The organism is Pseudoalteromonas sp. QJM3NY_22 (assembly GCF_056173065.1).
Window position 1 is genome coordinate 3683371 of record NZ_CM149655.1, and the last position, 18831, is coordinate 3702201.

General features: G+C 38.8%; 17 protein-coding genes. 5 read left to right on the forward strand and 12 right to left on the reverse strand.

Annotation, left to right across the window (positions count from 1 at the left end; all coding sequences use genetic code 11):
• Positions 1-15: 15 nt before the first annotated feature.
• Positions 16-438 (reverse strand): ATP-dependent zinc protease family protein, encoded by a 423-nt coding sequence (locus AC0VZ4_RS17055; protein WP_007376500.1) that lies wholly within the window; start codon positions 436-438, stop codon positions 16-18.
• A gap of 291 nt (positions 439-729) precedes the next feature.
• On the opposite strand from AC0VZ4_RS17055, the gene AC0VZ4_RS17060 reads away from it, so the two are divergent.
• Both AC0VZ4_RS17060 and AC0VZ4_RS17065 read left to right on the forward strand, forming a co-directional pair.
• Positions 730-1701 carry a zinc transporter ZntB gene (locus tag AC0VZ4_RS17060; protein ID WP_007376501.1) on the forward strand — a complete coding sequence of 324 codons (972 nt, stop codon included), beginning with the start codon at positions 730-732 and terminating at the stop codon, positions 1699-1701.
• A gap of 209 nt (positions 1702-1910) precedes the next feature.
• Entirely contained in the window at positions 1911-2660 is a 750-nt protein-coding gene (locus tag AC0VZ4_RS17065; protein WP_475439649.1) for an IS5 family transposase, read from the forward strand.
• A gap of 4 nt (positions 2661-2664) precedes the next feature.
• On the opposite strand, the gene AC0VZ4_RS17070 is transcribed toward AC0VZ4_RS17065, so the two are convergent.
• From AC0VZ4_RS17070 to AC0VZ4_RS17115, 10 genes are all read right to left on the reverse strand, one after another.
• Positions 2665-3816, reverse strand: coding sequence for a polysaccharide lyase family 7 protein (locus tag AC0VZ4_RS17070; RefSeq protein ID WP_475441679.1), 1152 nt, complete (start codon positions 3814-3816; stop codon positions 2665-2667).
• Between the two features lie 1442 nt (positions 3817-5258).
• A complete protein-coding gene (gene rraB, locus AC0VZ4_RS17075) occupies positions 5259-5594 on the reverse strand; it encodes a ribonuclease E inhibitor RraB (RefSeq protein WP_007376503.1) in 336 nt (111 codons plus the stop codon).
• The gene (locus tag AC0VZ4_RS17080) at positions 5594-6307 is read right to left on the reverse strand and encodes a 1-acylglycerol-3-phosphate O-acyltransferase (protein ID WP_475440248.1); all 714 of its coding nucleotides are present in this window, start codon (positions 6305-6307) and stop codon (positions 5594-5596) included. The genes rraB and AC0VZ4_RS17080 overlap by 1 nt, the downstream gene beginning before the upstream one ends.
• A 162-nt stretch (positions 6308-6469) precedes the next feature.
• A complete protein-coding gene (parC, locus tag AC0VZ4_RS17085) occupies positions 6470-8764 on the reverse strand; it encodes a DNA topoisomerase IV subunit A (protein WP_475440249.1) in 2295 nt (764 codons plus the stop codon).
• 10 nt (positions 8765-8774) lie between these two features.
• The gene (locus AC0VZ4_RS17090) at positions 8775-9869 is read right to left on the reverse strand and encodes a PQQ-dependent sugar dehydrogenase (RefSeq protein WP_033031388.1); all 1095 of its coding nucleotides are present in this window, start codon (positions 9867-9869) and stop codon (positions 8775-8777) included.
• Between the two features lie 29 nt (positions 9870-9898).
• On the reverse strand, positions 9899-11788 hold the full coding sequence (parE, locus tag AC0VZ4_RS17095; protein WP_008136372.1) for a DNA topoisomerase IV subunit B: 1890 nt from the start codon (positions 11786-11788) through the stop codon (positions 9899-9901).
• 42 nt (positions 11789-11830) lie between these two features.
• The gene (locus AC0VZ4_RS17100; protein ID WP_475440250.1) at positions 11831-12391 is read right to left on the reverse strand and encodes a YqiA/YcfP family alpha/beta fold hydrolase; all 561 of its coding nucleotides are present in this window, start codon (positions 12389-12391) and stop codon (positions 11831-11833) included.
• On the reverse strand, positions 12376-13161 hold the full coding sequence (locus AC0VZ4_RS17105; RefSeq protein WP_008136370.1) for a metallophosphoesterase: 786 nt from the start codon (positions 13159-13161) through the stop codon (positions 12376-12378). Before AC0VZ4_RS17105 ends, AC0VZ4_RS17100 begins: the two co-directional genes overlap by 16 nt.
• Positions 13148-13606: a DUF1249 domain-containing protein gene (locus AC0VZ4_RS17110; RefSeq protein WP_007376510.1), complete on the reverse strand. Its 459-nt coding sequence runs from the start codon at positions 13604-13606 to the stop codon at positions 13148-13150. The genes AC0VZ4_RS17105 and AC0VZ4_RS17110 overlap by 14 nt, the downstream gene beginning before the upstream one ends.
• Positions 13607-13632: 26 nt before the next feature.
• Entirely contained in the window at positions 13633-14259 is a 627-nt protein-coding gene (locus AC0VZ4_RS17115) for an NUDIX domain-containing protein (RefSeq protein ID WP_007376511.1), read from the reverse strand.
• 147 nt (positions 14260-14406) lie between these two features.
• Between AC0VZ4_RS17115 and tolC the strand changes: the two genes are divergently transcribed.
• From tolC to AC0VZ4_RS17130, 3 genes are all read left to right on the forward strand, one after another.
• On the forward strand, positions 14407-15762 hold the full coding sequence (tolC, locus tag AC0VZ4_RS17120) for an outer membrane channel protein TolC (RefSeq protein WP_475440251.1): 1356 nt from the start codon (positions 14407-14409) through the stop codon (positions 15760-15762).
• Between the two features lie 108 nt (positions 15763-15870).
• Complete coding sequence (gene lpxL, locus AC0VZ4_RS17125; RefSeq protein ID WP_007376513.1) at positions 15871-16800, forward strand: LpxL/LpxP family Kdo(2)-lipid IV(A) lauroyl/palmitoleoyl acyltransferase; 930 nt, start codon at positions 15871-15873, stop codon at positions 16798-16800.
• 39 nt (positions 16801-16839) lie between these two features.
• The gene (locus tag AC0VZ4_RS17130; protein ID WP_475440252.1) at positions 16840-17412 is read left to right on the forward strand and encodes a toxin co-regulated pilus biosynthesis Q family protein; all 573 of its coding nucleotides are present in this window, start codon (positions 16840-16842) and stop codon (positions 17410-17412) included.
• Positions 17413-17451: 39 nt separating this feature from the next.
• Here the strand turns inward: AC0VZ4_RS17130 and AC0VZ4_RS17135 are convergent, their stop codons facing one another.
• Positions 17452-18777: an IS4 family transposase gene (locus tag AC0VZ4_RS17135; RefSeq protein WP_475440253.1), complete on the reverse strand. Its 1326-nt coding sequence runs from the start codon at positions 18775-18777 to the stop codon at positions 17452-17454.
• Between the last annotated feature and the right edge of the window lie 54 nt (positions 18778-18831).

An 18831-nucleotide genomic window follows, 5' to 3' on the forward strand; every position in this document is an offset into this window, starting at 1 on the left:
TAAAATTCAATACTTTTATAATAAATGAGATAAAGCCGTGTCAACAATGACACGATTTTCCATGGCTGTACGCCCTAATAACATTCTAAACTTCATTGTTGCTCGACTAGTTAAAGTCATCTCTATAGGCCAGCTATGCTTACCCGCATGCAATGTTGTTTCTATAAAATAACGTAATTCTTTTTGTCCACTTGAGCTTGTTACGTTTTTTATTTTTTTAACCTTTGCATTACAAGTGATTTTCGTTTGTTCATCATCTTGCAATGGCTGGGCTGTAAACTTAACCCATTTTTCTCCATCAACTTCGTACTCTTCAATGTTAATAGCATGAATACATGATGTACGAGCGCCTGTATCAATTTTAGCTTTTATTCGCTCAATACCCAGTTCAGGTAAGCTCAACCACTCACGCCAACCAATAGTGATCTTTGTCGTCATAAATGTGCCCTTAATAAAAAAGTGACTTATACGCTACAGGTAAAAAAACACCAACAAAATAAATTTATCCCGTTGACAAGTGAATTTGATTGATAAATATCGACCGCAAGCTTCACTATATTTTTCTACTGCACAGTTAACTATCTTGGTTTGCTAGCAATTTAATTCACACCAAATTTATGCTTTATTAATTTAAAAACTAACTTATTAAAAATAAAGATAAGTCTATTTTGATTAAGTAGATACACTATAGTTAACAGTATTAAAAATACACTATTATGAGAAACTAATATGATTAATGGTTTACTCCACGCCCTAGTTCTTGACGAACGAGGTGGTGCACGCCCCATTTCAAACACTGATGAGCTACATAATTGGAAACCTGGACAGGGTAAGCTTTGGGTACACATGGATTACAGTCAAACAGAAGTCGTTACATGGCTTAAAAATTGTGAGTTTTTAACCGATTACGAGCTAGAGTCGTTAACCGCAGATGAGACTCGCCCACGTATTACATCTGCCACAAATGGTCACATGCTATTTTTACGCGGGGTGAATTTAAACCCGGCGCAAAGCCCTGAAGATATGGTATCAATTCGCTTTTTCATTAATGAAGATATTGTAATTACGACACGTAAACGTCGATTATTATCAATTCAAGATATTTTAACATCGTTTAGTAGTAATACCGGCCCATGCAACATATCAGAATTAGTATGCGCAATAGCACAAAAATTGACATCACGAATGCAAAGCGTCATTGATTCGCTTGATGAAACATTAGATGATTTTGAAGAAGAAATAGACGAACCAAGTAAACCTTTTGATAACCAAGGGTTATCGCAACTGCGTCGCCAAACAATCGCCTTAAAGCGCTACTTAAGGCCGCAAAAAGAAGCATTAAGCAGTATGGTGAACAACCACTATCCATGGTTATTTGATGACGATAAAGCAAAGTTAAATGAAACGACAAATTTGCTTATTCGCTATCTAGAAGAGCTAGATAGTTCCATAGAGCGGGCACAAATTATTCAACAAACAATCACAAACCAAGTGTCTGAGCAATTAAATCAGCGCATGTACGTCATGTCGGTTGTCGCTGCTTTATTCTTACCTCTGGGGTTTTTAACTGGCTTATTAGGTGTGAACGTAGGGGGCATACCTGGCACAGAGAGTCCATATGCATTTACGTTATTTGTGGTTTTTTTAATCGTATTAACGGGCAGTATTGGCATTTACTTTAAAAACAAAAAATGGTTATAAATTAAATTCATATACTATCAACGAGTATAAAAGCCACTCTACTTTGAATTAAAGTGGCTTTATAAATAATACTTAATTATTTAGTTACTCGAGTATAGCTAACATTTGTCATTGTGATTTTAGGGGCTGTTGATCTTTGTTTGAATTTTGTGCGTAAGCGGTAATCTCGTATAATTTACTTCGCCAAAAACAAACCTTACGAGATTACCATGCCCCGATTAATGCTCACTGATAAGTTGTGGTCGAAGCTAAAATCAATTTTGCTTGAAGATAGAGTTTATAACAAGCTTGAACACAGACAAACGATGGAAGGAATTTTATATCGCTTACGTGTTGGTTGCCCATGGCGTGACCTCCCTGAGTGTTTTGGTTTATGGAATACTATTTACCGCCGATTTCTACTTTGGTCTAAAAAAGGAATATTAATAAGGTTGTTCAAATCATTATCCGCCAATAGTGACACTGAGTGGGAATTCATTGATGGCAGTTATGTTAAAGCACATCAACACAGTACAGGTGCTGCGTCTCAACAAGAACAAGCGATAGCATTAAGTCGTGGCGGTAATACAAGTAAAATTCATTTAGCTGTTGATAGTTATGGCTTACCAATTGAATTTATTATTACAGGCGGCGATGTTCATGATAGTAAAGTGGCAAATGAACTGATTGAATTATTGCCCCAAGGCGATTTTGTTATCGCAGACAAAGGCTATGATAGTGAAGTCATTAGAAATAAGGTTCGAGAGAGAAACTCAAGCCCAGTGATCCCTAGAAAGAAAAACTCAAAAACAGGTAATGGTGATATTGATTGGTGCTTATATAAATATAGGCATTTAGTTGAAAATGCCTTTGCAAGGCTAAAGCACTTCCGTGCTATAGCGACAAGGTACGATAAATTGAAATTACAGTTTGAGAGTATGTTAGCGCTGGCATGTGCAATGATTTGGCTACCAATGTGAAAGATCAACAGCCCCTAGATTTAGTAATACCTAAATCCTTAAAGCACTCTTTAAAGGAGTTTGAATTACCCGATTCACCACAATTATCTAATGTATATGGGTCTTGCGATTGTAGGTAGTTACCAAATTTGAAGTAAGATTCGGAATCATCTTCGACCGGAATACCAAAAGTACTGCCAAGTGCGGTTACATCAACATCACCGTAATTATTCACAACTTTTAAATTAAATGAACCACCACTGGTTATAGTACCTAGTGCAAACTTTTCTTCATTACCACTGGTGTTACGCAAACGTACATACACGTCAAAAACACCATTATTTGCAGTACTATCATCAAAACCTGACTCTGACGAATCAGACACATACACTTTCATAATAGTGCCTGTATCACTTGCATGGTGTTGGGCAACAATAGTTTTTCCACCATCGGACATTTCAACTTTAACATTAGCTTCAAATACTTCGTAAGTGTCAGTCATCGCAACACGTAAATTAGATTTAACTTTATACTCATGACGCCAACCATTTCCATTAGGCGTAATATGTTGCGCTTCTAATGGCACAAATACTAATGTGCTATCGTTAACCAATGGATTAGGATTATCCCCCTCTAAATCAAAAATACTACCACTTGTAATACTGCTTGGAATATTACTTCCGCCACCAGTATCACCGCCGCCAGTGTCACCCCCACCAGTGTCACCCCCACCAGAGCCGCCACTGCTTAGCGTAAAATCATCAAAACGTACATCATTCGAACTATTATTATGTTTAGCAAAAACTTGTAATGAATCCGTATTCGCAGAAGTAAAGGTTTTAGATACTTTAGTCCACGAAGAAACATCAAACTTCTCGCTTTTAAACAAACCATTCAGATCATTGACTCCAATTTCACCTTTGCCTAGTACGTACGCACTTAATGTGTATTGAGTGTTTCTTTCTATATCAACAACTTGATGTACACGACCAGGGCTACCTTGAATTTTTAAGGATTTGGATCCTTTGTAAGCACTTCCCGAAATAGCTGCTGGTTCGACTTCATTCCAATTACTCCAGCCGTCTTCAAAACCAGCATTATTAATCGTTGCTGCTTGCAAAAAACTTGAGCTTGTAGTCATTATTGCAAAAATAAATAGGGATTTTTGATTAATCATTATCTTCATTTCTCCGAACCTGCACATGAAAATAATCTAACTGCCCAGTTTAGTGGCATTTCCACCGAACCTAGATCACCGCCTGTAAACAGGTTTCAACTTGTATTTGTGTTTGTGTAACTGGTAATTTAATTTTAGATAAAAACCAACAAATGGACTTACAAAAATAAATTACCAATTGATACTGCCAGTGTGGCGAGACACAAGTTATATCTCTTGAAATAAATTTTCAATAATTAATTCAATAGGTAATAAGTATTAATACCATTTCTATTTTTGATTAAATACATACTAAAAATGATTTAAAACAATAACTAACATTAATTAAAATATAAAAATGATAGAATTTAAATTTTTTAAAATAATGAATAAGTATCAAAAAAACAAAAAATTGGTATACCAATAAAATACAATTTAAAAATTTGCATAAACAAAAATACTGGTCTAGTCTTTTTTATAAATACCACGCCAACATTGGTTGACCAATTAAACTTACTTAAAGTAAATATAAGATAAAAAGTCACTTAACAATGGCAACATAGAGAATGCTCTAAACATGAAACTTCGTACCCGTTGCATTAATAAATTAAGCAATGGGTAAATGGTTTAATAACAAGGTAAAAAATACAGGTTCAAATGGGGAGTTAACGCAGCAAGTGAATTATTCATGTGGCTCGAACGGTCAATGCTTTAAAAAATAGATACTAATACACTTAAGCAAGCCTTAACCTGTACATGAAGTTTATTAAGAAAATAAAAAATTCAGTTATCACTTTCATACATTTCATCTATTTTAGTGAGGTATTAAAACTTATTTATCTTTCGAGGTTAAATTTACAGCAATGTATTTTTTTAGGCAGAGCCTATAGTGTGTGGTTATTTCCCCTAAATAGGCGATAACACAACATAAACACCACACATTATCAGCCCTTTGAGTTCGCCCTAGGCCGATTGATTCTTTGTTTTTTGTCTATATGACTATAGTTAAGGTGAATGTTCTGGACACAGAAGCTTTGCTCGGCTTCTACTCATTTTGTGTAGATGTAAGACAGTAGGGTAATGCTGGATCTTTTACTAAGTCACCTTGAACTCTGGATAATAAATCTATCTCAAGCAGTTATTTTCAGCGCTAACTGCATTGAACTAATACCAATTCACTTAATTAAGTGACCTGTTTTGAGGTAAAAACCGTGTCGATAACAAAACAAAAAGTTAGTTATTTAGTTGTTATAACTAATTGTTCTTACATGACTCTACCTTCTGCAAGCATGTAGTCGTATATCAGATATTTTTAACACAATTAGCGTCAGATTTAATCCCTCAAATTGATTAAGCACTATTGCGGATTGGTATCACACACCTCAATAATACTCACTTTCAAAAGACATTAAAAAAGGCAAGCATCTATAATGCTCGCCTTTTATTTATGGTTGTGCAGCTAACTACTCTTGAAAGTAAGTGCCCCAACCATCATATTCTACTTCACATTCGACGGCTAATTGCGCTAATTTATCAACGTCTTCCATTATCACGTCTACATCAAGTTCGGCTTCAACAACGATGTCAAAACTCCAAATTTTACTGCCATCTTCAAGCTCAAGCTCTGCAGGCTCTTCAACATCGTAACCCAATTTGAACGCAGCAAGGGCTGCTTGTTCCAATTTAGGGAAATCTTCACACACAAAGTGGTGCTCTACTTCATAAAGTATTTCAGGATCAGACCCGTCTTCGAGTAATGAAGATACAATGTCTTCACTTATTTCACGCCAGTTTTCCATTATTTATCTCTCACTTGAGCATCTAATTCAGTTATTTTAGCAGCCATAATATTGTGTACATTCTGGGCGTGCTCGCGCGCGCTAATACTTTCATCAAGTGATATAGGCGCTAACATTTCAATGTAGATTGTACCATTATCCCAACGATTTAGCTTAATGGTTTTATGTGTTGTATTCATACACACTGGGACTATCGGTACTTCAGCACTCATAGCAGTATGAAAAGCCCCTGTTTTGAACGGTAGCAACCCTCTTCCATAACTGCGTGTGCCTTCGGCAAATACCCAAACAGACAACCCATATTTCTTTATTTTTTCAGCAGCTTTCGAGATTGTACCTGCTGCTTTTGAACGATTTGCCCGATCAATTAAAATATTACCCGAAAGCCAATAAAGCTGACCAAAAAATGGAATCCACTTTAAGCTCTTTTTGCCTAAACTTACGCAGTTTTTGGGCACCATTGCTGGCACTGTAAATAAATCGTAGCTATTTTGATGATTAGCAACATAAACGGCAGGACCAATATCAACAGCATCTTTATGACGTGTTAAAACTAATTTAACACCAATCATTTTAGCCATTGAGCCAAACCAGCCCGCTATAATGTGTACGTTATTGGGATGAAATGGCCTTACTAACGACAATAGTAAGCCAAAAAAACAACTCAATAGTATAAATAGCAGCATAATAAAAATACGTATAACAGCGAGCAAATCGGCTTCTCCAAAAATCAGTTACAACTATTATAGCGTTATTTTGTGACACAAACGAGACAATAGCGCACAAGTGTACGCTGAAAAACTTTAAGTGCTTTATTTTAAAACAAAAACGGCCTGCAAATGCAGACCGTTTCTAATTATACAAAAAGTAATTGATTACTCTTCGTTAATGGCTTCTATTGGCTCATCATCTTGAGGAGTTAGCTCAACAACGGCTTCGTCAACACGCTGTAAGCCACGTGGTAACTTATTACCACGACGACCTCGCTCACCATGATAATGCTCTAAATCACTTGGTTTAAGTGTTAGTTTACGCTTACCAGCATGAAGCGTAACACTGCTTCCTAATGGCACAACAGCTAGCACTTTTACAAACTCTTCACGGGCTTGTACTTTAGCACCTGGTATAGAAATGATTTTATTACCTTTACCCTTACCTAATTTTGGTAAGTCTCGCAGTGGGAATAAAAGCATTCGACCTTCGTTAGAAATAGCCATACAGTAATCGCTAGCAACATCGTTCACCCTAATAGGAGAAAGTAATATGCCTCCTTTAGGAACACTTACCAGCGCTTTACCATTTTTATTTTTACTCACTAAATCTTTAAAGTCGGTAATAAAGCCGTAACCTGCATCTGACGCCATAAGTAAGACTTGCTCGTCTTCACTCATTACCACGTGCTCAAAATTAGCACCTGGTGTTAAGTTAAAACGACCTGTCATTGGTTCGCCTTGGCTACGCGCCGAAGGCAGACTGTGCGCATCGGTTGCAAATGCCCGCCCTGCTGAATCTAAAAATACAGCCGGTTGATTGCTCTTACCCCGAGCCGAGGCTCTAAAGCCATCACCTGAACGATAATTTAAGCCTTGTACATCTAAATCATGGCCTTTACCAACGCGTGCCCAGCCTTTATCTGATAGCACAACAGTGACTGACTCTGATGGAATTAAATCTTTTTCGTTAAGTGCTTTCGCTTCTGAGCGCTCAATCACTGGCGAGCGACGATCGTCACCGTACATTTCAGCGGCTTCTTGAATTTCTTTTTTAAGCAGTGTCAACATACGACGTTCTGAGCCAAGTATTTGCGCTAATTTATCACGCTCTTTGGCTAGTTCATCTTGCTCACCGCGAATTTTAAACTCTTCAAGTTTTGCTAAATGACGAAGTTTTAATTCTAAAATAGCTTCTGCTTGTGTATCAGTTAAATCAAAGCGCTCCATTAGTACAGGCTTTGGTTTATCTTCACTGCGGATGATTTCAATCACTTCATCAATATTTAAAAAGGCGGCTAATAAACCTTCTAAAATATGCAAACGCGCTAATACTTTATCTAAGCGATACTGCAAACGACGGCGCACTGTTTCGCGTCTAAATGTTAGCCACTCACTTAAAATACAGCGCAAGTCTTTAACTTGCGGGCGGCCATCTAGGCCTAGCATATTTAAATTTACGCGGTAATTTTTTTCAAGATCGGTGGTTGCAAATAAATGCGCCATCAATGGCTCAGCTTTAATGCGGTTTGAGCGTGGAATAATTACAATGCGTGTTGGATTTTCGTGATCTGACTCGTCACGTAAATCGGCAATCATTGGTAATTTTTTAGCGTTCATTTGCGCTGCAATTTGCTCAAGTACTTTACCACCAGAACATTGATGCGGCAGCGCTGTAATAACGATATCGCCATGCTCTTCGGTGTAAACCGCACGCATTTTGATTGACCCACGACCGGTTTTATATATTTTATGAATATCGGCTTTTGGGGTAATTATTTCAGCATCTGTTGGGTAATCTGGTGCATGGACAAGCTCAAGTAATTCTTCAAGCTCTGTTTTTGGTTTATCAAGTAATAAACAACATGCACTAGCCACTTCACGTACGTTATGTGGCGGAATATCGGTTGCCATACCTACGGCAATACCCGTTATACCGTTGAGTAAAATATGCGGTAAGCGAGAAGGCAGTACTACTGGTTCATCCATTGTGCCATCAAAGTTTGGTGTCCAATCGACGGTGCCTTGGCCAAGCTCTTTTAATAGTACTTCTGAAAACTTAGATAAACGCGCTTCTGTATAACGCATTGCTGCAAACGATTTAGGGTCATCTGCCGCGCCCCAGTTTCCTTGTCCATCTACCAAAGGGTAGCGGTAAGAAAACGGCTGCGCCATTAATACCATCGCTTCGTAACATGCACTGTCGCCGTGTGGATGGTACTTACCGAGTACGTCACCCACAGTACGAGCTGATTTTTTGTACTTGGCATTAGCCGACAAACCCAGTTCGCTCATCGCATAAATAATACGACGCTGTACTGGTTTTAAACCATCACCTACATGCGGTAAGGCGCGGTCCATGATCACGTACATGGAATAATTTAAATAGGCGTCTTCGGTAAAACGCCCCATTGTTTGTTGCTCAATTCCTTGCATTAGCAAGGTATCTGTATCACTCATTAAAGCTTACCTAGTTTTTCTTATAGCTTACACGGTAGATTACATTGGCGTAATCATCGCTTACTAACAGACTGCCGTCACCTAATTCTGCAAATGCAACAGGGCGTCCAAATGTTGTTTCGTCTTTCATAAAGCCAGTAATAAATGGCGTATATTTAGTTACGCGACCTACTTCAATTGTTGCTAGCCCTACTTTATAACCTACCTTTTTAGAACGGTTCCATGAGCCATGTTCAGCAACAAATAATTGGTGCTTATAACTTGCTGGAAATTGCTTAGCGTTATAAAAATGAATACCTAGTGGCGCTACATGCGCAGGAAGCGCAAGTGCTGGCGACGTGTAATCGGCAATGTTTTTACCTTCACCAAACTCAGGGTCAATAATCGCACCGGCATGAACATACGGAAAACCAAAATGCTCACCTTCTTGCGTTGCGCGGTTTAATTCATCAGGTGGAATATCATCGCCCATCATGTCGCGACCGTTATCACTAAACCATAAGGCTTGAGTCGCTGGATGAAAATCAAAACCCACTGTGTTTCTAACGCCCTTGGCTATTGTTTTTATTTGTTTTGTTTCTACATTAAGCGCAAAAATACGGCCAAAACGCTCATCTTCAGCACAAATATTACACGGTACACCCACTGGAATGATTAATTCTCCCGTTGGTGCAAAACGTAAAAATTTCCAACCATGATGACGCTCACTCGGTAATGCGCCATAAACCACATCAAACTTTGGCTCTTTTAATTGGGTATCAATATTTTTAAAGCGAATAATACGATGCACTTCGCCTACATATAAATCGCCGTCTTTAATCGCTATGCCAGAGGGCATGTTTAAACCTTTAGCCACAACAATTTTTTTATCTGCTACGCCATCGCTATTATGATCAATAAGCGCGTATACATTGCCCGCTTTACGAGAGCCAACATACACAATACCTTTTTTTGAAACAGCTATTTGACGCGCATTTTCTACATCATTTGCAAATAAACTTATTTCAAATCCCGGTGCTACGGTGAGCTTATCGAGTATATTTTTAGCCATTGCAGGAGCAGTAGTTAGCCCAAGTAATAGCAAACTTCCTAGTAGTTTATTCATTCATATCTCCCAGTATTAAACACAGGCGATCAAACTTGTGCCTTGTTACCATGATCTTCTAACCATTGACGACGATCCGGCGATCGTTTTTTAGCAAGCAGCATATCCATCATTTCCATGGTTTCTATTTCTTCATCAAGCGTAAGCTGTACTAAACGTCGTGTATTTGGATCCATGGTTGTTTCGCGCAATTGCAGTGGGTTCATTTCACCCAGACCTTTGAATCGTTGCACGTTTACTTTTCCGCGTTTCTTCTCTGCTTCTATACGCGCTAAAATAGCGGTTTTTTCGCCTTCATCTAGTGCGTAATAAACTTCTTTACCAATATCTATTCTAAATAATGGCGGCATTGCAACATACACATGCCCTGTTTTTACTAACTCTGGAAAATGGCGAACAAACAATGCACACAATAGTGTTGCAATGTGTAGTCCATCCGAGTCTGCATCGGCCAATATACAAATTTTATTGTAGCGCAGTCCCGACATATCGGTTGATTCTGGATCAATTCCCAGTGCCACTGAAATATCGTGTACTTCTTGTGATGCTAATATTTGGCCTGATTCGACTTCCCACGTATTCAAAATTTTACCACGTAGCGGCATAATTGCCTGAAACTCACGATCTCGCGCTTGTTTAGCAGAACCACCAGCAGAATCACCTTCCACTAAAAACAATTCGGTACGATCGTTATCGGCAGCACTACAATCGGTTAGTTTACCTGGTAATGCAGGGCCTGCAGTAACTCGTTTACGTACTACTTTTTTAGCTGCACGCAAACGGCTTTGTGCGTTTGAAATACATAGTTCAGCTAATAATTCTGCAGTATCGGTATGTTCATTTAGCCATAAACTAAACGAATCTTTTACAACACCCGATACAAATGCGGCACATGAACGTGATGAAAGTTTTTCTTTGGTTTGCCCTGCAAATTGTGGATCTTGCATTTTAACTGACAATACATAACTACAACGTTCCCAAATGTCATCAGGCGTTAGCTTTACACCACGCGGGAGTAAGTTTCTAAACTCACAAAATTCACGCATTGCTTCAAGTAAACCTTGGCGCAGACCATTTACATGTGTACCACCTTGCGCGGTAGGAATAAGATTTACGTAACTTTCAGCTATTGATTCTCCACCCTCAGGTAGCCATACAACAGCCCAATCAGCGCCTTCAATAGAGCTTTTAAACTCACCTACAAACGGGTCTTGTGGTAATGTTTCAAAACCTTTAACGGCTTCAATTAGGTAATCTTTTAAACCCGTTTCGTAAAACCATTCTTGAGTTTCTTTCGTTTGCTTATTAACAAACTTAATACGCAGCCCTGGGCATAAAACCGCTTTGGCTTTTAATAAATGATTAAGCTTGGTAATTGAATAGTTTGGTGAATCAAAGTAGCTAACATCAGCCCAAAAACGAACGGTGGTACCCGTATTGCGTTTACCGACCGTACCTATGACACTCAAGTCTTCTACTTTATCGCCATTTTCAAATGCCATTCTGTATTGTTGAGCATCGCGCCTTACGGTTACTTCTACGCGCGTAGATAGCGCATTCACTACAGAAATACCCACACCATGTAAACCACCCGAAAATTGGTAGTTTTTATTAGAAAACTTACCACCTGCGTGTAATTTAGTGAAAATTAACTCAACCCCAGGAATACCTTCCTCAGGGTGGATATCAATAGGCATACCACGACCGTCATCGCTCACTTCAAGTGAGTTATCTTCATGCAGAATTACGTCGATACGTGTAGCATGACCAGCCATAGCTTCATCGACACTGTTATCGATAACCTCTTGGCCTAAATGATTTGGGCGTACGGTATCGGTGTACATCCCTGGGCGTCTTTTTACCGGATCTAATCCATTAAGTACTTCAATGGCTTCGGCGTTATAATTTTGATCACTCATAGTTTTTATCTTTATATGCGCTAAGGCTATGCTTAGCTAGTTTTACGTGATTTTAAGAAAATCTACAATACTGGTAAAGGTGTTATCAAAACCTGTATAGCTATGATCGCCACCAAACTCTACCCGTTGTTTGCATTGTGAATAATAGTTTACTGCGTGTTGAAAATTAAGCACTTCATCGCCGGTTTGCTGTAATAAATACAGCAACTCAGGGTATTTTAGCTTATCTACAGACAGTATTTTTAAGGCATTTATATGACTGCTATTTAAATCATAATGATAATCTTGGTAAGGATTATAGTTTGGCCCAAGTAACGCTTGTAATAAATTGTATGGTGCTACCGCTGGATTAATAACCACTGCAGGAATTTGATAACGCTGCGATAAATATGTGGCAAAAAAACCACCTAACGAGCTCCCTAATAATACTGTATTAGGTGTTAGTAATTGCTCAAGCTTAATGATAGCTTGTATAGGCTCATGGCTTAGGCACGGTACACAATAATCAACGTCATAGTGTGCCATAAGCTCGCCAAAGCGCACAGCTTTATATGACTTATGTGAGCTATTAAAACCATGAACATAAATTACCCGTTTAGCCATACTACTTCCGTTTTCATGCCTATTTTATCTTTTTCTGTATCTATATAAAGCATTCTATAAGCTGGGCCGCAGTTTTGCTGTTGCCACTGGGCACTGTATTTTTTAAACTGCGTAGAACTCGCCGGTGTTGCAAACACGCTTAACTCTCTATAACTTTGCTCATATTCATTATGAACGTGACCATGGAAAACCCCAATAATATTACCACTATTTACCAGTACATTTAATAATTGAGGCCCATTTTCGAGCATGTGCTTATCAAGGTAGCCATTTATTGGTAACGGATTATGATGACAAAATATGATCTTTTTACTGCTTGATTGAACCAAACACTCCGTTGTTTCATCTAAATGCGCGCCAGTCACCCACCCAGCAGGTGTAGGACCTTTCGAATTAATAAGTAGTAACTCAATGCCGCTTGCCGCTATGTGTTTGGCACTATTTATTTGCCCACCACTTATACGGTTAAGCATTGTTATCTCATCGTGATTACCTGGCAACCAGAATACGGGACATGTTAATGCACTTTTATGTATCAGCTCACTAAACAATAGATAAGACTCAAAGCTGTGATCTTGTGTTAAATCACCACCAAATATCACACAATCAAGTGGTTTTTGAGCCATGTGAGCTAGTGCTTGTTCAAAATGCGATGCAGTGTTTACTCCAAAGTACTCACCGTCTTTATCGGCAAATAAATGGCAATCGGTTACATGCGCTATGCGCAGCACCGATTTATTAAATGTATGTTTATCATCAAACCAAGCCATTATTTACATCCCAATTAAGGGTCGCTTGTCCGTGTTCAACACAGGCAACAAGCCAATCATATAAAAAAGCGTTAAGTTGGTATTTTTCATCTTTTTGATGCATTTTAGGGTTAGGATACCCATAAGATGGCTTTATCCTTTGATGATAATCGTGATGAATAATCTCAGCTACTTTAGCGTCATGATACAATCTAACCGTTAAGTAAAGCGGTGCTATGCCTTTAACCATTCCTGTTAACTGCTTAATTGAAATATCCATAGTGTATTTTGCACTACCATCAATTTTTGTAGCAAACTCACTGTTGCCAAGTTTTACTTCACGAATGCTTCCTATATTGCGCTCGCTAGGCAGTAATTTTAATAGTCGCACATAATTATGCTCGCAAAGCGTTAAATACTTTGGGAGGCTTTGAATATATCGTTTTGTTGCTAATCGTGCTGTCAAAGTACCACCATAATATTAGTAAGAATTTATGCCCATTTACTTGCCATCTTTTCGCGATTAAGTGCAAGCCATTGCATACAGATAACCGTTGCTGCATTATCCATTTCACCGTTATTGAGGCGAATTAAGGCATCATCAACCGTTAATATATGGGTTTTTATGTCTTCACCTTCCGTTTCCAGCCCATAAACACCCGACTCTATTTGGCTTAAATCAGCGCGTGCTAAATACAAATGTAGGCGTTCAGTTGTGCCACCGGGGCTTGATAAGTATGAAAGCATAAACTCCAACTCATCTAACTCAAGCCCAGCCTCTTCAAATGCTTCTTTTTTAACGACAGCTTCATAATCATCACTACCATCGGTCATGCCAGCAATACATTCTAGCAGCCATGGCGAGTCCTTGCTTTTAATAGCGCCAATACGTATTTGCTCAATTAAAAGGAGAGTGTCTGATACTGGGTCGTACGGCAATACAGCAATAGCATCACCGCGCTCTAATATTTCGCGACGAATAGTTTTTGATTTTCCACCTGCAAATAATGCGTGTTCGAACTGATATAAGTTCACCTGAAAAAAACCTTTATAAAGATTTATTACAGGTTTTATTTTCACATCTTTATGTGTAAATTTAACCAAACTTTTATTTACCATGCATCGACTCCTGTATATCTAAACGATTAAAATGCGTTAATATATTCTGTTACATTTGAACATGCGGTTTTACAAATTTTTTTTTTTTATTAAGTAAAACAGGTTAACATGCTTTTAGTATAAAAATTGTCTAAGGACTGAACCCATATGAAAAAGAACATTCTTGCGGCACTGATTAGTTTATCATGTGCACTAGGCTCAACAGCAGCTAATGCTGAAGATTTACTAAACGTTTTTGAAATAGCGACAGCTAATGATCCTACCGTTTTAAAGGCAAAAGCCCAAGCAGATGCACAATCTTACGAAAGTGATCGTGCTATGAGTGCATTATTACCTCAAATTGGTTTAAGCATGGGTTACAAAAAAACTGATTCAACCACTTATAGACAATCTGAAGATTTGTCGGCTATTAATCAGTTTAATACTGATAACGATGAGTTTTCTCGAGGCTTAAGTTTAAGTCAAACTTTATTTGATTTAGGCGCTTGGAACTCATTAGATATTGCAGATAAACAAGCTCTGCAAGCAAGCGCGCAATACGATGCAGCTAAGCAAAACTTAATTGTACGCGTTGCTGAAGGTTATTTTAACGTATTAAGTGCGGTTGACAATCTTGAGTTTATAGAAGCCGAAAAACGTGCTATTGAACGCCAACTTGAACAAACAAAACAACGCTATGCGGTAGGCTTAACAGCTATTACAGACGTACACGAAGCACAAGCACAGTTTGATAATTCAGTAGCTCAAGAAATTATTGCAAGCAATGCAGTAGAAACAGCCCGTGAGCAACTTCGTGAAATCACGGGTAAGTACCATGCAAAATTAGATTTTTTAAATACCGATACTTTCTCTACAACTAAGCCAGCTAAACTTTCTTCAGATTTTGTTAAAGTCGCTGAAAATAAAAATATTAGTTTACAAGTATCCAAAGTAACCGTTGATATTGCAAGAGATCAAATTGAGCTAGCTAAAGCGGGGCATTACCCAAAACTAACTCTAAACGCTAGCTATGGTGACACTCTGACTGATACAACAACAAACAATTTGAGTTTCAATAACCGCCCGCGTGAAGATTTATCCTCGGTCGGTATTAACTTCAGCGTCCCACTCTACTCGGGTGGTGCAACGGTTGCAGCAACTAATCAAGCCCGTGCATTTTACGTAGCTGCAAGTCAAGATTATGAAACAAATTACCGTGCTATAACACGCACTGTTATTACATCCTACAACCAAGTTGTTTCAGACATTGCAACTTACAAAGCACTTGAGCAAGCGGTTGTTTCGGCCCAAAGTGCGCTTAAAGCAACTGAAGCAGGTTTTGAAGTAGGCACACGAACTATCGTTGACGTACTGGTTAGTACACAAAACTTATACAATGCAAAGCGTAACCTTGCTGATGTGCGTTATAGGTATGTACTATCTACCCTTCGCTTAAAACAAGCAGCAGGAACATTAACAAGTAAAGATTTAGTGGCAATAAACCAAGGGTTAAAAGCCGCTTAAATTACACTTTTTGTAATGTAAAACTAGAAAAGCCAGCGACATTGCTGGCTTTTTGTATTTTATAGCGCTTAGCGTTAAACTAGCATTTTTATTTATAGAGAGTTTTTTGTGGTCACCTCATCTCCTTTTAAAGCATCTTTTTTAGGTCCTCGATACTGGCTAACGTGGATTGGCGTTTTATTCTTATATTTACTCTCTTGGTTGCCACAAAAACTACAATTAGCCATGGGTAAACAGCTGGGGCGTTTAGTTTATAAATTCATGAAACGCCGTCGCCATATTGCACAGGTAAACATTAAACTATGCTTTCCTGATATGAGCGAAGCAGATCAAAAAGACCTAGTGCTCAAAAATATGGAAAATACAGGAATTGCGATGGTCGAGACCGGTATGGCTTGGTGGTGGCCGCAATGGCGTGCTCAAAAAGCATTAGGGTCTTTTAAAGGGCTTGAACACTTTGAGCGGGTGCAAGCTTCTGGCAAAGGCGTATTATTACTTATTCCTCATGTTTTACATCTTGAAATGGCTAGTCGCATAATGGGATTAGCGTGCCAAGGAGTTGGGTTTTATCGTCCTCATAACAACCCATTGATGGAATACTTTACAACCAATGGACGCCTCCGCTCTAACGAATATTTAATTGGTCGTAAGGACGTAAAAGGTCTATTAAAAGCATTAAAAAATAAAAAAGTTTGTTATTACTTGCCTGATCAAGATTACGGTCGTAACCGTTGTGAGTTTGTTCCTTTTTACGCAGTACCCGATACAGCAACCACAACAGGCACACTGATGTTTGCTGGTAGTAAAAACTGCGAAACAATGAGCTTAATCACGCGTCGTGACGACAATGGTAAGTATCACTTAGAAATACTACCTGAACTTGAAGATTTCCCAAGTGGTGACGATAAAGCGGATGTAATACGTGTAAATCAACGTATGGAGCGTTCAATTAACGCGGCGCCTGAGCAATATATGTGGCTCCATCGCCGTTTTAAAACGAGACCAGACAAAAATACCCCTTCTTTTTATAAGAAGTAGCAGTGGGATAACACTAAATACAAAAAGTGAGTAGAGATTATGTGGTTTTGGGTTAAACATTTATCATTTGCTGCAGTATTGATTATACTGGCTATCTATTTTTTATTCAGTGATGGGCCAACATTTGATATTAGAGATTCTAAAAATGCGGCAGCTGAAGGGCTATCTCGCTTTTATTCATCCATCCGTAATCAAGTTCAAAGCAATAAAGAGCGAGATCAATTTGTACTCCAACTCAAAAAGCCAGATCAGACTCTTGATCGCGTGTTAGCGGAGCGAGGCCGAACGGTTGATCCTATGCCAACTAGCTGGACGGGCGGAATTGAGCCCAGACGCTTTAAAAGTGGAACAACGTTAAAAAAAGCACTTTCTCAATATGCTGATAATGAAGGTATTGCGCTTTATTGGTATTTAAGTAAAGACTACGTAGTAAAAGATCATTTTAGAGTTGACAGTAATTTCACCTCTGCATTATATCAAGTAGGCAGAGCTATTAATGATGACTTTGAATATGAGGTCTACACTTATTTTTGCCACAAGCAACGTGCCGCAATAATTACTGAAAAACCGTCTGAATTTGTACGTGCTAACTGCTTAAAATTAAACATTTAACCACTTAAAATAAAAACCCAAGCTTTAGCTTAATGCCAGTCAGTTAACAGCTGACTGGCGTTTTTTATTGGGGTATTTACTGGGTTTTGGTTTCACACATCTCGGATACGCCCGCTCCTGTTTTATCGGTAATATGTGATGTTCAACTTGAGCTTGTAATTGCTCTATTGATTTAGGTATCCGTCCTGCATTTTCTATAAACATTGTATGAATAAGGTTAATAATACTAATAGCACACGTCGTAAAACTCAGGTGTTTTGCATATATTCCAGACTTTTTCTGCGCCATTTTCACCATCTGATATCGGAGCAAGTTATAGCTCAACATTACGCCCCATAATTCTTGCGCTATCATCTCAGGTTTCTTGCTGCGTAGCGTGAAGTGACTATTCAGTAACGTTTGTTTCATTTCTCGATAACCAAGTTCAATTTCCCACCGTTCACTATAGAGGTCAACAATGTCAGCCTTAGGGAAACGCATTGGATCAGTCAGTGAAGTGAGTATATTCACCTCTTTCCCCTTAACCGTTTTTGTGACTAGCCTGACTTCAATGCTCTGTGGTAAATCGTCGAACTTTTTTCTCGCTTGTGCTGTTGCTTTTAGCTTGATAAGTTTGTCTTGACGACCTAAAGAGCGAACAATTTCATATTGCGTGCCTTTTCTCATCGGTTGAAGCCAATGCCTATTTTCCCCAGCATGATGCCAACGATTGAGTAAGCCTAGAGAATAGAAGCCTCTATCAAATAACGTCAGTGAGTTATCGGGTGTTGCCTCGATTAAGTCTTCAGCCAACACCATTTCACTAGTACGACAACTATCAAAGGCGCTCCCCATTAATAAATGGCTAGTTAACTCCATCAAACACACCATGCGAACCTGAGGGAAAGCCGTGTCACCATGCTGATTTTTCCACACGGAGAATGCATGTTGATTTTCAGCAGTATCCGGTGTGCGCCAAATAACACCATCAACACCCAGTAGTGATAGCCCGCACCATGTGGGATGGTTCGCATCAGCATTCCACATTTGCTGACTTTTCTCAAAAACCTGTTTAACGGCATCAGCCCCAAGCCGCTGCCTAGCCTGTACAACCGCACTGGGTGCAACGAGTTCTTTTTTACCTGGTAAAGCGAGCCCTAATTTACTGACAATACTCCACAGTGGGTCTTCACGATAAAACGACATACAAATGACTGTCCAAACGGCCATCTCAACAGGAAGCCTTCTTTTCCTTATCGTCGCGACACCAGCGGTTTCAGCGCATTGTTTGATAAACTCAGGACATAAAAAATCACTCAGTTGACCTAAGCCTTCTGAATTGGGTGCGTAGCTATTGGCAAGAGAAAGTGCGGTAGTGAGTTGCAAAATAAAAGGCTCCTGAATAAATTCAGAAGCCTTTATAAACTAACCAGAAGATCG

Bases quoted from the DNA above. Each gene is read 5' to 3' on its own strand.
- AC0VZ4_RS17055 (WP_007376500.1), bottom strand. From the start codon at position 438: ATGACGACAAAGATCACTATTGGTTGGCGTGAGTGGTTGAGCTTACCT.
- AC0VZ4_RS17060 (WP_007376501.1), top strand. From the start codon at position 730: ATGATTAATGGTTTACTCCACGCCCTAGTTCTTGACGAACGAGGTGGT.
- AC0VZ4_RS17065 (WP_475439649.1), top strand. From the start codon at position 1,911: ATGCCCCGATTAATGCTCACTGATAAGTTGTGGTCGAAGCTAAAATCA.
- AC0VZ4_RS17070 (WP_475441679.1), bottom strand. From the start codon at position 3,816: ATGATTAATCAAAAATCCCTATTTATTTTTGCAATAATGACTACAAGC.
- rraB (WP_007376503.1), bottom strand. From the start codon at position 5,594: ATGGAAAACTGGCGTGAAATAAGTGAAGACATTGTATCTTCATTACTC.
- parC (WP_475440249.1), bottom strand. From the start codon at position 8,764: ATGAGTGATACAGATACCTTGCTAATGCAAGGAATTGAGCAACAAACA.
- AC0VZ4_RS17090 (WP_033031388.1), bottom strand. From the start codon at position 9,869: ATGAATAAACTACTAGGAAGTTTGCTATTACTTGGGCTAACTACTGCT.
- parE (WP_008136372.1), bottom strand. From the start codon at position 11,788: ATGAGTGATCAAAATTATAACGCCGAAGCCATTGAAGTACTTAATGGA.
- AC0VZ4_RS17100 (WP_475440250.1), bottom strand. From the start codon at position 12,391: ATGGCTAAACGGGTAATTTATGTTCATGGTTTTAATAGCTCACATAAG.
- AC0VZ4_RS17105 (WP_008136370.1), bottom strand. From the start codon at position 13,161: ATGGCTTGGTTTGATGATAAACATACATTTAATAAATCGGTGCTGCGC.
- AC0VZ4_RS17115 (WP_007376511.1), bottom strand. From the start codon at position 14,259: ATGGTAAATAAAAGTTTGGTTAAATTTACACATAAAGATGTGAAAATA.
- tolC (WP_475440251.1), top strand. From the start codon at position 14,407: ATGAAAAAGAACATTCTTGCGGCACTGATTAGTTTATCATGTGCACTA.
- AC0VZ4_RS17130 (WP_475440252.1), top strand. From the start codon at position 16,840: ATGTGGTTTTGGGTTAAACATTTATCATTTGCTGCAGTATTGATTATA.